This window comes from Ilumatobacter sp. (genome assembly GCF_039969435.1).
In the GTDB taxonomy this organism is placed as follows: domain Bacteria; phylum Actinomycetota; class Acidimicrobiia; order Acidimicrobiales; family Ilumatobacteraceae; genus Ilumatobacter_A.
On record NZ_JBDVNU010000038.1, the window covers coordinates 164,979 to 178,136 of the forward strand.

Consider the following 13,158-nt stretch of genomic DNA (forward strand, 5'->3'; position numbering starts at 1 on the left):
GTCGAGATGATCGGGGCTCGTCGAGCGACGACCCGACCGGGCGTCGTCGCTGGCGAGATGGGGTTGTGGTGACTTCATTGCGGATCGGAACGGCAATCACCGGTGACGGCTTGCCCTCGTTGCCACACTGTGTGGCCTTCCGCGTTCCGAATTTACTCACCCGCATGACCCCGGTCGAGCCTGTTGCCACTTTCTTGACAATCTTCTGAGACAGCCGAGAATTTCGCCATTCCTGTCGCTTGCGCGCCTGTGCGCCGTACTTGTAGGAAGCGGAGCGGTGTTTCGGCACTCGTGGTGGCGACCGAGATGAAAGCCTCGCTTTCCTGGTGTTCCCTAACGATTTCTCCATCAGAACACGCGTCGAGAGCACCGTCGGACAACCGTCTTGCATGTCGACGGGCCGGCGACTTTCTCGCGGATCATGCTGTCCAGTTCGGTGACGAAGAGCCCGTTCGTAGGCCGCTAATGGCCCGAAACGCCACTTGGCGTGGTTAGAGCTGGACCCAAAGTGGCAACGATTCTGGCGGGGAATTGCTCGAACATCGATCCGCATCTCACTGAAAGTGGCGCCCCGACCGCGCTGCAAGTGCATCCGGTAATTGCGTGGACGTCACCCTGACGGAGTCGTCGCTCATCTCTGGAGTACCCCCTGTCTATGGTGGGCGTCGTGGCTCTCCCCCGATTCGCGGTCGTCGACCTCGAGACCTCCGGCCTCGATGCCCGTCGTCATCGGATGCTTCAGGTGGCGATGGTGACGGTCGACGAGTCGGGAACGGTCCACGACCAATGGGAGACCTTCGTGAAGCTCAAGTGGCCGCTCGGTCGAGTCGGGCCGACCGACATCCACGGCATCACCCGATCGATGCTTCGCGGAGCGCCGGGCCTGCGTGACGTGCTCGACGAGTTCTCCGAGCGGCTCGGCGACTCCCTCTTCGTGGCTCACAACGCCCGATTCGACGGTGAGTTCCTCGCTCGGGCAGCGAGGCACCGTGGCTCGCCGCCCCACCTGGCGTCGGCGCTCGAACGCCGCCTCTGCACCTTGCGCATGTCACGACGACTCGACCCCGACCGCGAGTTGTCCCACCGCCTCGGCGACGTGTGCCGGCGCTACGACGTCACCCTCGACCGGCCACACGAAGCACTGGCCGACGCGCAGGCGACGGCGGCGCTTCTCCCCCATCTGATCCGTGCCCACTCGGTGGCCGACCTCGACGACCTCGCCCCGTTCATGGACCGCCCCGGCGAGACGGCGACCCGAGCGAACGCCCGGTCACGTCAGTCGTAGTTCGCGAGGATCCGGCGGGCGAGTTCCACGCCCCCGCTCTCGGCTCCGGCGGGCGCCAGCACCTCGGCATCGGGGCCGAGGCGGACGAGGAGCCTCTCGAACCATCGGGAACTCGCGATCGACAGGGTGACGTCGACCGCGCCGACGTCGTCGGCTCCGCCTCCGCTCGCCACGGGCTCGACCGAGTCGGTGGGGTACCGGTCGATGATCCACTGGGCCTGCGGCTGGAGCCGGACGGTGGCGCGAGGCAGGTCGGCGTCGGCGAAGAAGGCGGCCGGGGCGGTGGCGAGCGGATCGAGGTCGTGGATCACGCCGGTCGGTTCGACCCGCTCCATCCGGTCGATGCGAAACGTCCGCCGCTCACCCGATCGATCGTCGTCGGCGAGCAGATACCAGTTGCCGGCGTCGACGAACACGTGACGCGGGACCACGCGGCGAGAGCTGACCTCGTCACGGGCCGGTGAGTAGTAGTCGATCGTGACCTCACTCCCCGTCGACACGGCATCGATCAACTCGGCCGTCCACGCCGGACCGTCCAGGTCGACCGCCACGTCGGACGTCCCGTCGGCCACACCGTCCGGGCTCACGTCGATCCCGACGTCGCCGAGGACGGAGTTGAGCTTCACGAGCCCACGCGCCAGTGGTCCGTCGGGGTCGGCACCGGGCAGTTCCATCGCCAGTCGAGCCGCGGCGAGCAGCGCGAAGCCCTCGGGTGCGGTGAGGGCGAGTGGACGGGTGAACAGGCGCGGAACCCCGACGAACACCATCCCGTCGTCGACGAACACGTCGATCATCTCGTCGACGTACGGAGGCAGACCACACATCGCGACCAGTTCGAGATCCTTGGTCACCTGCGCCGGCGTCATTCCGAACCGGTCGGCGACGTCGGCCAGCGGGACCTCCCCGGCCTCCATCAGCCACGGGAGCATCACCAGCAGTCGGCGGAGCCGATCCTGGGCGTTGCGGGGACCTCGGGCGGCAGGCGAACCGGCGGCGCTCATCGGATGTGCTCCGCGAGATGATCCGCCTCGGCGCCACCCGGTTCGCTCACGGCCCGCAGCCAGTCCACCACGTGCGCCCGCACCTCGGGGGGCCCGAGGACCTCGGCGTGGTCGACGAGCCCGATCACCCAGGACCGGAACGCATCGAGGTTCGTTGCCGGGACCGACACGTCGATCGACCCGTCGTCGCGGCGGTCCACGACCCGATGCGCCCCGAGTTCGCGCTCGATCGCCCTCGCCCGCAGGGCGGCGATGTGCACCGTTGCGTCGACGGCGTCGTCGGAGGCGTGGCCGATCTGCTTCGGATCGGCCGGGAACGCCGTGCGCGGGTCGAAGTCCGGGGGACGCTCGAAGGCGTCGCCCTCTCCGACGTCGAGTTCTCCGTCGATGCGATCGACGCGGAAGGTCCGTTTCGCTCTACGCAGGCGGTCGTGGCCGACGAGGTACCAGAACCCGCCGCGCAGCAGGACGCCCCACGGCTCGACGGTGCGCTCCTCGCCGCGGTACTCGAACGTCAGCGGAGCTCGTGCAGCGACCGCGGCGCGGATCACGGGGAGCTCGGGCCGGTCCGGCAGGACCGCCGACACGCTCGGTCGCTCCGCCAGACCCGCGCCTCCACCCAGCTTGAGGATCGCGTCGGCGCCCACCTGGGAGTCGGTCCGCACGGTCGCAACGGCCACCTGGAGCGCCCGCATCTCGTCGGGTTCGAGGTCGAGGTCGTCGAGTTCGTATGCCGACCGATCGATCCAATACATGGTCTGACCTGCGAATTCGTCGCCGACACGGACCTCCATCTCGATCGGTACACCGATCTCGCGCAGCGCGAGCTTGTCCCGCTCGAACGCCTGGCGTCGCGGGCGCTCGACGTCGGGGTACTGACCGGACAGAGCGTCGGTGATGTCCGCCAGCGACATCGGGACCTTGGTCTCGAGCAGCACGGCGAGGAGGTTGGTCAGTCGCTCCACCCGGTCGGCCATCGTCTGAACGATAGGGGTTCGGTGCCCACGACGGGTTCGTCGGTCACCCGCGCCGGGCGCCACAGGGCGGGAGCGGATTCCGCTCGTACAATCGATGTCGTGACCGATGCTGCGACCGACCCACTCTTCCGAGTCGACGACCTGCACGTGCGTCCTGCGGATCCCGACGCTCAGTTGGCGACCGGTGAGATCCTCAAGGGCCTCGACCTGGAGGTCCTTCCCGGCGAGGTGCACGCGATCATGGGGCCGAACGGCTCGGGCAAGTCGACCCTCGGTGCCACGCTCATGGGTTCGTCGGAGTACGAGGTCACGGCCGGCTCGATCACGTTCCGCGGCGACGACGTCACCGAGTGGCCAGTCGACGAACGAGCCAAGGCCGGGATGTTCCTCGCATTCCAGTATCCCCAGGAGATCGCCGGGGTCTCGGTGATCCAGTTCCTCCGTCAGGCCCTCTCGGCCCGCAAGGGCATGGACCTGTCGGTGCTCGAACTCCGCCTGGCCACCATGGACTGGATGAAGCGCCTCGGGATGGATTCGTCGTTCGTCGACCGCTACCTCAACGAAGGCTTCTCGGGCGGCGAGAAGAAGCGCAACGAGATCATGCAGATGGCCATCCTCGAACCCGAGTTGGCGATCCTCGACGAAACGGATTCCGGCCTCGACATCGACGCACTCCGGATCGTCGCCCAGGGCATCCGCGAGGTGCGCGCCGAGCGCGAGTCGATGGGTGTCGTGCTCATCACGCACTACCAACGCCTCCTCGACGAGGTCGCGCCCGACCGCATCCACATCCTCGTCGACGGTCGGATCGTCGAGAGCGGTGGCATGGAACTGGCCGAGCAACTCGAGCGCGACGGGTACGAGTCGTTCCGCGTCGGGACGGCCGGCTGAACGTGATCGACGTCGCACAGGTCCGTTCGGAGTTCCCACTGCTCGCCGGTCGCACCATCGACGACGCGCGCCTCGTGTACCTCGACTCCGGGAACACCTCGCAGAAGCCGCGCACGGTGATCGACGCGATGACCTCGTTCATGGAGACGTCGTACGCACCGATCAACCGCAGTTCGTATCGACTCGCCGGTGAGGCCACCGAGGCGTACGAGGCCGGTCGGACTGCCGTCGCCCGTCTGATCAACGCTCCCTCGGCGGACGAGGTCGTGTTCACCAAGAACGCGACCGAGGCGATGAACCTGATCGCCATGGCGTGGGGTCGGGCGAACCTCGCGGCGGGTGACGTGGTGGTGCTCACCGAGATGGAACACCACGCCAACATCGTCCCCTGGCAGATGCTCAGCCAGGAGCGCGGCGTCGAGATCCGCTGGATCGGACTCACCCCCGACGGTCAACTCGACCTGTCGAACCTCGACGAACTCCTCGCCGGAGCCAAGGTGCTCTCCTTCACGGCGATGAGCAACGTGCTCGGCACCATCCCTCCGACGAAGAAGCTGTGCGCCGCAGCGCACGCCGCGGGGGCGCTCGCGATCGTCGACGCCTGCCAGTTCGTTCCGCACAACGTGACCGACGTGCAGGACTGGAACGCCGACTTCGTCGCCTTCTCCAGCCACAAGATGTGCGGTCCGACCGGCATCGGGATGCTCTGGGGAAAGATGGAGATCCTCGACTCGATGCCGCCGTTTATGGGCGGCGGCAACATGATCGACACCGTGACCTTCGACGGGTTCACCACCGCACCCGTTCCTGCGAAGTTCGAACCCGGCACGCCGCCGATCGTCGAGGCGATCGGCCTGGCCGCCGCCGTGGAGTTCCTGGAGGGTCTCGGCCTCGCGAACATCCGTCAGCACGAGATGGCCCTGACCCGATACGCCCTGGACACGTTGAACGGCCGCTTCGGTGACGACATCACCATCTACGGACCCGACAACGTCGAGGTCCGCGGCGGGGTGTTCAGTTTCGCCTTCCGCGATCTCCACCCCCACGACGTCAGCCAGGTGCTCGACGAGAAGAACGTGTGTGTCCGCGCCGGCCACCACTGCGCCAAGCCGCTCATGCAGACCCTCGGGGTCAATGCCACCACGCGGGCCAGCGTGTACCTCTACAACGACGAAGCCGACATCGACGCGCTGGCCGATGGCCTCGACGGCGCCAGCGATATCTTCGGATTCTGACGAACCGCTCGAAGGACCACCGCCATGCCAGGACTTGAAGACCTCTACCGGGAGATCATCCTCGACCACTACCGCACGCCGCGCAACCGCGGTGAGCTCGAGACGCCTCCCGCCGTCAAGATCGACGGGCACAACCCGCTGTGCGGCGACGAGATCAGCGTGTACCTCGCGGTCGAGCCTGCCGAGAACGGCGATCCCGACGACGCGATCGTCACCGAAATCAAGATCGGCGGCCAGGGCTGCTCGATCTCGCAGTCGTCGGCATCGATGATGACCAAGGCGGTCATGGGCAAGTCGGTGGGCGAGATCAACGCCACGATGCGTCGCTTCAAGTCGATGATGGGGATCGACGGCATCGAGCTCAGTCCCGCCGACCACGACCTCGATCTCGGCGAACTCGAAGCGCTGCAAGGTGTGGTCAAGTTCCCGGTGCGGATCAAGTGTGCGGTGCTGTCGTGGAACACGCTGGCCAACGCGATCGCCGCGTCCGCCACACGGCCCGACGACGACGCGTGACCGACTCGCCCCTCGACGACCTCGTCGATGCGCGCATCCGGCTCGGACGCGCGTACCGCCGACTCGGCCACGCCATCGCCGGACACCACGCGTCGGTGGACACACTCGACGCGCTGACGACGGACATCGACCGACTCGAACGGACGATGGCGTCGGGTGACGTCCGCAACCGACGGATCGAACGGCCCGATGGCGACTGGGGGCCGGGTCCCGACGACGGAGAGGAGATGTTCTCCTTCGACGACCGTCCGATCTCGGGCCGTGCCGCTCCGTACGGACTCGACCTGAGCGTCGTGCGCGACGGCGCCGAGGCCGTCGGTCGGGTGACCCTCGGTGCCGCACACGAGGGTGCTCCGGGGCGCAGCCACGGCGGCATCGTGTCCGCGCTCTTCGACGACGTCTTCGGGTTCGTCCTGACCATCGAAGGCCAGGCGGCGTTCACCGGCACCCTCACGATCCGCTACGAGCAGGGCGTGCCCATCGGCGTGCCGCTCGAGTGCCGGGTCCGGCTCGATCGACGAGAGGGTCGCAAGCTGTTCATGTCGGGCGAACTCTGCGTCGTCGCATCCGGACAGGATGCGGACGTGGTGACCCGGGCGACGGCGATCTTCATCGCGATCCCGGAGGGCACCTTCGGCGCCGGTGCTCGCGCCTGAAGCACCGATCTCTGCACGCCGGGTCGGACGAGGCTCGACCGAGGGCCGACACCGACTGCGTGTCCGATGTCACCCCGGAAGTCGCCATCCGGATAGTTTCCGGAAATGGAACTCACGAGGACGATTCCCGCTCGGGTCGACGACATCACGGTCGGCTGGCTCAACGAGGTGCTCGGCGACGAATTCGGGATCATCGAGGGCGTTCACGCCGACCACTTCGGTGAGGGCGTCGGCATCCTCGGCGAACTCGCTCGACTCTCGCTCACGTATGCGCCGGGCGAGTCCGGGCCGGCGACGATCGTCGCGAAGTGCGCATCGCCGGAGGAGGCGAACCAGTTCCTCGCCGTGGCGATGGGGTTCTACACCCGCGAGGTCAACTTCTACCGTGAGGTCGCCGATCGAGTCGACATCCGTGTCCCACGCCCGTTCCACGCCGACGCCTCCGACACCGGGGTCCCCTTCGTCCTGTTGATCGAGGACCTCACCGGAGCACGGACACTCGACCAGATCGCCGGCATCACACTCGACGAGACCCGAGCGATCATCTCCGCGGTGGCGCCACTGCACATCCAGTTCTGGGGCAAGCGGGACGAACTCGCCGAACTCGACTGGTTGCCGCCGATGAACAACGACATGTACAAGGGCGGCCAACCACTCGCCACGGCGATGTTCCCGTCATTCGCCGAGCACTACGGAAGCGACATCCCCGCCGATGCCATGGCGGCCATCGGTGTCACCTGCGAGCGGTACACCGACCTGCTCGACTACGTCACGTCGGTCGGCCACGCCACGATGACCCACACCGACTGCCGAGCGGAGAACTACCTGTTCGGTGGGCCGGGCGGCCACGATGCGATCACTGTCATCGACTTCCAGTTGTCGACTCGTCACATCGGCATGTGGGACGTGACCAACCTCCTCGCCGGCTCGATGCAACCCGACCTGCGCACCGCCCACGAGACGCAGCTGCTCCAGCACTACGTCGACACCGTCAACGCCGCCGGAATCGACTACTCCTCGGAGCAGGCGCACTTCGAGTACCGCGTCTGTCTGCTGCAGCAGTGCGCAGCGCAGGTGATCACAAGTGATCTCCGGGGTGGCAACGATCGTGGCCAGGATCTGCTGAGGCAGTTGCACCTGCGTCCGCTCCTCGCCGCCGTCGCCAACGACGCATTCGCTCTCCTCGATCAGCTCTGAGGTCGCCCCAGACCGAACCATGGTGGCGCGGCCAGGTCGGACTCGAACAGTTCCCGATCCTCCGCGTCCGCGATCGTCACGCCGCTCGCTCGACGAAGGTGGTCGCGCGCCTCGTCCGTCTCGCCCCGGCACGCCGACGCTCGTGCGATGGCCTCGTACGCGTACGCCAGATCGAAGTCGGCCAGACCAGCCGATTCGCACGTGGCGAGGCAACGCTGACCATGGCGCAGTGCCATGGCTCCGTCTGACCGAACGGCCCACACGCGCGAGATCAACCACTCGGCCCGCGCGACGTTCGCAGGCGACGACCCCTCGGCCCGGGCCCAGTGGTAGCCGGCGGCATACGCGCAGCGGAGCATCTCGTCGGCGTCGTCGGGCGACGGAGCCGTGGGTGACGAACCGAGCAGTTCCCACGTCGCGTTGTTGGCCTCGACGGCGAGCTCACGGTGGATGTCGGGAGTGATCGTCATCGAGCGATTCTCACAGATCGGCCGACCTCACCAGATCAGTCACGCCGCAACTCGGTGACGACACCGCCACTCGCCTCGGCCAGTTGGCGCGGACCGATCGGGAAGACGTCGTTCCACGTGCCCGCCGCTGCCCACACCTCGTCGTACTGCAGCAGGTCCGGGTCGATGAAGATCCGCAGCGGCGTGTCGTGGCCGAACGGCGGGACGCCACCGATCGGGAAGCCCGTCGCGGAACGCACCGCATCCGCATCGACCCGAACGCACTTGGCTGCCCCCGCTGCCGCTGCGAGCTTCTTCTCGTCCAGCAGATTCGAGCCGCTGACGTAGGCGAGCACGAGTTCGAAGTCGGCGCCGGCCGCCCCGGTCGCCACGCCGAAGATCAGGCTCTTGACGATCTGGCCGACCTCCACACCCACCGCATCGGCCGCGTCCTGGGCGGTCTTGGCGCCTTGCGGATACGAACGCGGCTCGACCGTGACTCCGAGGCGCTCCCCCGCGGTGATCACCTTGACGACGTTGCGGTGCAGTTCGGTCACGGCCGCAAGCTACCCAGGACGACGACGAGTGAGGCCGCAGACCGTCCGGGCACGATCGGGTTCTCGATGCGTTCGAGCTCAGGCCTCGGTCACGGTCGCCGGGCCGGCGATCGCGATGACGCCCGTGCCGACGGCGCACATCGCCGCCGCGACCATGTACGGCCACTGGTAGGAACCGAACACGTCGTACAGCCAACCGATCAGCAGCGGACCCCCTGCGACACCGACGATCGCGATCGCCTGTGACCGACCGAAGATCCTGGGGTAGTCGAGCACGCCGAAGTGCTCGGCGATCAGCAGCGGTTGCATCATCAACAGGTTCCCGATGGTCATCCCGAAGAGGATGATGGATGCGAAGATCAGCAGACGCGACTGCGACAGACCGACGCCGACGAGCGCCACGGCCTGCATCCCGGCGACGATCGCGGTGAAGCGGGTCATCGGGATGATCGAGACCAGACGACCGCCCACGAGTCGTGCGACGACCGACGTGGCGGCCAGCACGGTGATCGAGAACGACGCAGTCGACTCGTCGGTGCGATCCTCCACCAGCTTGACGAGTTGTTGGATCCCGCCGACCTGCGACCCGAGAGCGAGCACGTAGCCGTAGGTGACGAACCGGTAGAAGCGGCTGGTGAGCGCCTCGGCGTACGGCGTGCCCGTCGGCGGGGGCGGACCGGTTCCGACGGCGAGCCGTTCGCCGTCCGGCGCGAAACCATCGGCCACGGGATCGGGCCGCACGAGGAACAACGTGACCGGCACCAGGATCACCACGAAGATCAGACCCAGCCACGGTGTGCTGGCAGCGAGGCCACGATCGTCGATCAGGCTCTTCGCGACCGGGGTGAGCACGATGCCTCCGACCGACAGTCCGGTCGACGCGACCGACAGTGCGACCGAACGTCGCCGGTGGAACCAGCGCGTGACGACCGTGGTCGCGGGCACGAGGCCGCACAGCGCGTAGCCGATGGCGAAGATCGCATAGGTCACGTAGAGCTGCCACTGCTGGGTGACCTGACCCACCACGGCGAGCGAGGCGCCACTGATGACCGCGCCGGCGATGATGACCGCGCGGACGTCGAAGCGTTCGATCAGTCGGGCCGCGACGAGCCCGAACAGGCCGCCGATGACGAAGAAGATCGTGACGGCGAAGGAGATCGACCCGATCGGCCACTCACGCTCCTTGCTGAAGGCGTTGAGATACACCGACAACCCGTAGAACGCGAGTCCGGCGTTGACGAGCAGCACCATGAAGCACCCGGACACGACCCTCCATCCGGGGAACGATCGCAGGGAACCCGCCGGGGCGGCGTCGACGTCGGAATCGATCGGCGTCGTCACGGGACGAGTGCGTCGATGCGCTCGGCCATCGTGCGGTCGCGTTCGGTCACCGTGCGACCGGCATCGTGCGTCGTGAGCCGGATGGTGACCCGGTCGTACACGTTCGTCCACTCCGGGTGGTGATCGAGATCCTCGGCGATGAACGCCACCCGCATCATGAAGCCGAACGCCTCGGTGAAGCTCCCGAAGGTGAACTCACGTTCCAGTGCGCCGTCGGCCTCGATCCACGTCATGCAGCGACCGTACCTGCGCGCCGTCGAAGCGCATCAACCCGAGAGCTGCGAGGTGGGCGGTTCAGAACAGGTCGGCCAGCGCACTGGCACTGGCGTCGGCCGAATCCTGGGCCGCCGGAGCGAAGGCGGCGTAGCCGTCGGCCTCCAACGTTGCCGCCAGCTCCGCTCCACCCGTTTCGACGATGCGGCCGTCGGCGAGGATGTGGACGAAGTCAGGCTTCAACTCGTCGAGCAGGCGGCTGTAGTGCGTGATGGCGAGGACGCCGAGCGGCTGGTCGGCATCGTTGCTCATGTCCTCCACACGGCGGGCGCAGTCGCGCAACGCATCGATGTCGAGACCGGAGTCGAGTTCGTCCAGGATCGCGATCTTCGGGGCGAGCATCGCGAGCTGCAACGTCTCGTTGCGCTTCTTCTCGCCGCCGGACAGGTCGACGTTGAGGGAGCGGTCGAGGAAGCGTTCGTCGAAACCGATGCGACCCGCCTCGGACCTCATCGACGCGTCGAGTCCTTCGGTCGAGCGCTCACGGCTGGTGAACGCCTCGGCGAGCACGGCGTCGAGGCGAACGCCCGGCACCTCGGTCGGGTACTGCATCACCAGGTGGAGCCCGGCGACGGCGCGTTCCCAGGTGGCCATGGCGAGCACGTCGACCGTTGCGCCGTCGGACTCCAGGGTGACGCTGCCCGCGAGCACCTCGTAGCCCGGCTTGCCCATCACCACCGCGGACAGCGTGCTCTTGCCCGCACCGTTCGGGCCCATGACTGCGTGGACCTCGCCGGACGACACCGTCAGGTCGATGCCCTTGAGGATCTCCTTGCCGGCGACGGACGCCCGGAGTCCTTCGATCTTCAGGGTGGCCATCAGTTCGCTCCTTCGATCGTGTCGGCGGACGTGGCTCGTGGATTCACCACGAACACCCGGCCGTCGACCACCGTGGCTCCGAACACGTCGGCGCTCTGAGTGGCCGGCAGGGTCGACGGTTCACCGGTGACGAGGCTGAAGGCGCTCGCGTGTTTGGGGCACTCGAGTTCGAGTTCGTCGCACCACACCTCCCCGTCGGACAGCGACACGTTCGCATGGGTGCAGACGTCGCCGATCGCGTAGACGTCGTCGCCCACGCGAACCACCGCCACCGGGACGCCGTCGACCTCGAAGCGGGTCGCCGAACCATCGGCGAGGTCGTCGAATGCGCAGACATCGCTCATGACGACACCTCCTGTCGTGTTCCGAGATCGAGCTTGTCGGCCACGCGTCGACGCAGGTCGTTCGTGATGTCGCCGGCCGGCAGTTGCGAGATGACCTCGTCGAAGAATCCGAGCACCACGAGGCGTTCGGCCACCTCCGGGCGCACACCTCGACTCTCGAGATAGAACCGTTGGTCCTCGTCGATGGGTCCGACGGTGGACGCGTGGCTGCACTTGACGTCGTTCGTGCGGATGTCGAGGTTCGGGACCGACTCCGCCCAGGCGCCGTCGGACAGGGTGAGGTTGCGGTTGGTCTGGTCGGCAACGGTTCCGCCCGCGTGTTCACGGATGACGATGTTTCCCGTGTAGACGCTGGCCGCCGAGTCCTGCACGGCACCCTTGAACAACAGGTCGCTCGTCGTGTGCGGCGCATCGTGGTCCTGGATCGTGCGGAAGTCGTGCATCTGGTCGCCACCGGCGAAGTACAGGGCGACCTGCTTGGTCGTGCTGCCCTGGCCGGACAGACGAGCCTCGGTGCGGGCTCGGACGTACTCGCCGCCGAGTGTGACGGTGGCGAGCAGCGTGGAGGAATCACGTTCACCGACGGACTGCTGGTTACCGATCTGCCAGGTGGCGGCACCGACCTCGTTGATCGCCACGTACTTCACACGCGCTGCCTGGGCGGCGCGCACCTGGAGGACGGGCACCACGAGGGTGTGGTCCGCGTCGGCGTCGGCGGCGGCCACGAAGCGTTCGATCACGGTGACTTCACTGTTCTCGCCGGCATCGATCACGAGCCGCGGGAAGATCGCCGTGCCACTGCCGCCCACCGTGTGAAGGACCACGATCGGTTCCGACACGACCGTTCCGGCCGGCACCTTGACCACGATCGGCGACATGAACGCGCGGTTCAACTCGGCAAACACGTCGGGGGCGTCACCGGCGACCACGTCGGGCTCGACATCGGTCACGACGTAACTGTCGAGGTCCGACGGTCCGGTCACCTCGGTGTTCGACGGTGCAGGCGTGAACGCCGTGAGGTCGAACTTGTCGATCCGGCTGTATCGCCAGATCTCCTCGTCCGTCGTGGGCATCGGGGCGGCGGCGAAGCGTTCGGCGGCGGCGAGGCGGAACTCGCTCCATTCACCGGAGAATGCCCGCGCCGCGTCTGGGGAGAACGCTGACATCTGGACGAATTCTACTGGCCGAGACCGGTTTTACCCGGGTGACGCCCGGCGCGTGCCGGCCCGAGACCCGCCACTCACTTCCCGCGCGTGAAGATGCGCTTGATGAAACCGGGCTTCTTCGCGTTGCGTTCGGCCTCGACCTCGGCCATCACGTTCGCTCCGATGGCGTTGACGATGTCCTCGGCTGCGTCGAGCACCGCTGCGGCGGAGCCGTCGTCGAGGCTCGCCGGTTCCGGTGGTGTGACGCCGACCGCCAGGGTGCCGTGGGTCCACGCAGCGTCGGCCAGACGGCGTTCGTAGCGCGGGCAGTTCTCGGGGCAGCGCCACGGAGCATCGGGAGCGAGGTCGAGATTGCACTTCCTCACCGTGTCCCCGTTGGGGTACGACCGGGACTCGAACTGCTTGCACTCCGTGCGCATCGGCATGAACCGATTGTACGTACCCTCCGGAC

Annotated in this window: 16 protein-coding genes; 6 read left to right on the forward strand and 10 right to left on the reverse strand. The window is 67.2% G+C overall.

The window, feature by feature from the left end; translation table 11 throughout:
* Positions 1-667 precede the first annotated feature (667 nt).
* Positions 668-1,285 (forward strand): 3'-5' exonuclease, encoded by a 618-nt coding sequence (locus tag ABJK40_RS21925; protein ID WP_348479220.1) that lies wholly within the window; start codon positions 668-670, stop codon positions 1,283-1,285.
* On the opposite strand, the gene ABJK40_RS21930 is transcribed toward ABJK40_RS21925, so the two are convergent.
* A complete protein-coding gene (locus ABJK40_RS21930; protein WP_348479221.1) occupies positions 1,276-2,286 on the reverse strand; it encodes a WYL domain-containing protein in 1,011 nt (336 codons plus the stop codon). The two genes, ABJK40_RS21925 and ABJK40_RS21930, sit on opposite strands and share 10 nt — an antisense overlap.
* Positions 2,283-3,263, reverse strand: a complete 981-nt coding sequence (locus ABJK40_RS21935; protein ID WP_348479222.1) for a WYL domain-containing protein — start codon at positions 3,261-3,263, stop codon at positions 2,283-2,285. The genes ABJK40_RS21930 and ABJK40_RS21935 overlap by 4 nt, the downstream gene beginning before the upstream one ends.
* A 147-nt stretch (positions 3,264-3,410) precedes the next feature.
* Between ABJK40_RS21935 and sufC (ABJK40_RS21940) the strand changes: the two genes are divergently transcribed.
* The 5 genes from sufC (ABJK40_RS21940) to ABJK40_RS21960 all read left to right on the forward strand — a co-directional run bounded on the left by sufC (ABJK40_RS21940) (position 3,411) and on the right by ABJK40_RS21960 (position 7,758).
* A complete protein-coding gene (gene sufC, locus ABJK40_RS21940) occupies positions 3,411-4,154 on the forward strand; it encodes a Fe-S cluster assembly ATPase SufC (RefSeq protein ID WP_348479249.1) in 744 nt (247 codons plus the stop codon).
* A gap of 2 nt (positions 4,155-4,156) precedes the next feature.
* Positions 4,157-5,389, forward strand: a complete 1,233-nt coding sequence (locus tag ABJK40_RS21945; RefSeq protein WP_348479223.1) for a SufS family cysteine desulfurase — start codon at positions 4,157-4,159, stop codon at positions 5,387-5,389.
* 24 nt (positions 5,390-5,413) lie between these two features.
* Complete coding sequence (gene sufU, locus ABJK40_RS21950; protein WP_348479224.1) at positions 5,414-5,905, forward strand: Fe-S cluster assembly sulfur transfer protein SufU; 492 nt, start codon at positions 5,414-5,416, stop codon at positions 5,903-5,905.
* A complete protein-coding gene (locus ABJK40_RS21955) occupies positions 5,902-6,561 on the forward strand; it encodes a PaaI family thioesterase (protein WP_348479225.1) in 660 nt (219 codons plus the stop codon). The genes sufU and ABJK40_RS21955 overlap by 4 nt, the downstream gene beginning before the upstream one ends.
* Before the next feature lie 105 nt (positions 6,562-6,666).
* Entirely contained in the window at positions 6,667-7,758 is a 1,092-nt protein-coding gene (locus tag ABJK40_RS21960) for an oxidoreductase family protein (protein ID WP_348479226.1), read from the forward strand.
* On the opposite strand, the gene ABJK40_RS21965 is transcribed toward ABJK40_RS21960, so the two are convergent.
* The 8 genes from ABJK40_RS21965 to ABJK40_RS22000 form a co-directional block, all read right to left on the reverse strand.
* Positions 7,749-8,228: a hypothetical protein gene (locus tag ABJK40_RS21965; RefSeq protein ID WP_348479227.1), complete on the reverse strand. Its 480-nt coding sequence runs from the start codon at positions 8,226-8,228 to the stop codon at positions 7,749-7,751. The genes ABJK40_RS21960 and ABJK40_RS21965 overlap by 10 nt on opposite strands.
* 35 nt (positions 8,229-8,263) lie before the next feature.
* Positions 8,264-8,764, reverse strand: a complete 501-nt coding sequence (locus ABJK40_RS21970; protein ID WP_348479228.1) for a YbaK/EbsC family protein — start codon at positions 8,762-8,764, stop codon at positions 8,264-8,266.
* Positions 8,765-8,842: 78 nt separating this feature from the next.
* A complete protein-coding gene (locus ABJK40_RS21975) occupies positions 8,843-10,105 on the reverse strand; it encodes an MFS transporter (protein WP_348479229.1) in 1,263 nt (420 codons plus the stop codon).
* Positions 10,102-10,338 carry a 4a-hydroxytetrahydrobiopterin dehydratase gene (locus ABJK40_RS21980; RefSeq protein ID WP_348479230.1) on the reverse strand — a complete coding sequence of 79 codons (237 nt, stop codon included), beginning with the start codon at positions 10,336-10,338 and terminating at the stop codon, positions 10,102-10,104. The genes ABJK40_RS21975 and ABJK40_RS21980 overlap by 4 nt, the downstream gene beginning before the upstream one ends.
* Positions 10,339-10,399: 61 nt before the next feature.
* Positions 10,400-11,197: a Fe-S cluster assembly ATPase SufC gene (gene sufC / locus ABJK40_RS21985; protein ID WP_348479231.1), complete on the reverse strand. Its 798-nt coding sequence runs from the start codon at positions 11,195-11,197 to the stop codon at positions 10,400-10,402.
* A complete protein-coding gene (locus ABJK40_RS21990) occupies positions 11,197-11,541 on the reverse strand; it encodes a non-heme iron oxygenase ferredoxin subunit (protein WP_348479232.1) in 345 nt (114 codons plus the stop codon). The genes sufC (ABJK40_RS21985) and ABJK40_RS21990 overlap by 1 nt, the downstream gene beginning before the upstream one ends.
* Positions 11,538-12,707 (reverse strand): Fe-S cluster assembly protein SufD, encoded by a 1,170-nt coding sequence (gene sufD, locus ABJK40_RS21995; protein WP_348479233.1) that lies wholly within the window; start codon positions 12,705-12,707, stop codon positions 11,538-11,540. Before sufD ends, ABJK40_RS21990 begins: the two co-directional genes overlap by 4 nt.
* A gap of 74 nt (positions 12,708-12,781) precedes the next feature.
* Positions 12,782-13,132, reverse strand: a complete 351-nt coding sequence (locus tag ABJK40_RS22000) for a hypothetical protein (protein ID WP_348479234.1) — start codon at positions 13,130-13,132, stop codon at positions 12,782-12,784.
* Positions 13,133-13,158 lie beyond the last annotated feature (26 nt).

What these genes read in the sequence shown, in the direction of transcription:
- ABJK40_RS21930 (WP_348479221.1), bottom strand. Translation starts at nt 2,286, where the DNA reads ATGAGCGCCGCCGGTTCGCCTGCCGCCCGAGGTCCCCGCAACGCCCAG.
- ABJK40_RS21935 (WP_348479222.1), bottom strand. Translation starts at nt 3,263, where the DNA reads ATGGCCGACCGGGTGGAGCGACTGACCAACCTCCTCGCCGTGCTGCTC.
- sufU (WP_348479224.1), top strand. Translation starts at nt 5,414, where the DNA reads ATGCCAGGACTTGAAGACCTCTACCGGGAGATCATCCTCGACCACTAC.
- ABJK40_RS21960 (WP_348479226.1), top strand. Translation starts at nt 6,667, where the DNA reads ATGGAACTCACGAGGACGATTCCCGCTCGGGTCGACGACATCACGGTC.
- ABJK40_RS21965 (WP_348479227.1), bottom strand. Translation starts at nt 8,228, where the DNA reads ATGACGATCACTCCCGACATCCACCGTGAGCTCGCCGTCGAGGCCAAC.
- ABJK40_RS21980 (WP_348479230.1), bottom strand. Translation starts at nt 10,338, where the DNA reads ATGACGTGGATCGAGGCCGACGGCGCACTGGAACGTGAGTTCACCTTC.
- sufC (WP_348479231.1), bottom strand. Translation starts at nt 11,197, where the DNA reads ATGGCCACCCTGAAGATCGAAGGACTCCGGGCGTCCGTCGCCGGCAAG.
- ABJK40_RS21990 (WP_348479232.1), bottom strand. Translation starts at nt 11,541, where the DNA reads ATGAGCGATGTCTGCGCATTCGACGACCTCGCCGATGGTTCGGCGACC.
- sufD (WP_348479233.1), bottom strand. Translation starts at nt 12,707, where the DNA reads ATGTCAGCGTTCTCCCCAGACGCGGCGCGGGCATTCTCCGGTGAATGG.
- ABJK40_RS22000 (WP_348479234.1), bottom strand. Translation starts at nt 13,132, where the DNA reads ATGCCGATGCGCACGGAGTGCAAGCAGTTCGAGTCCCGGTCGTACCCC.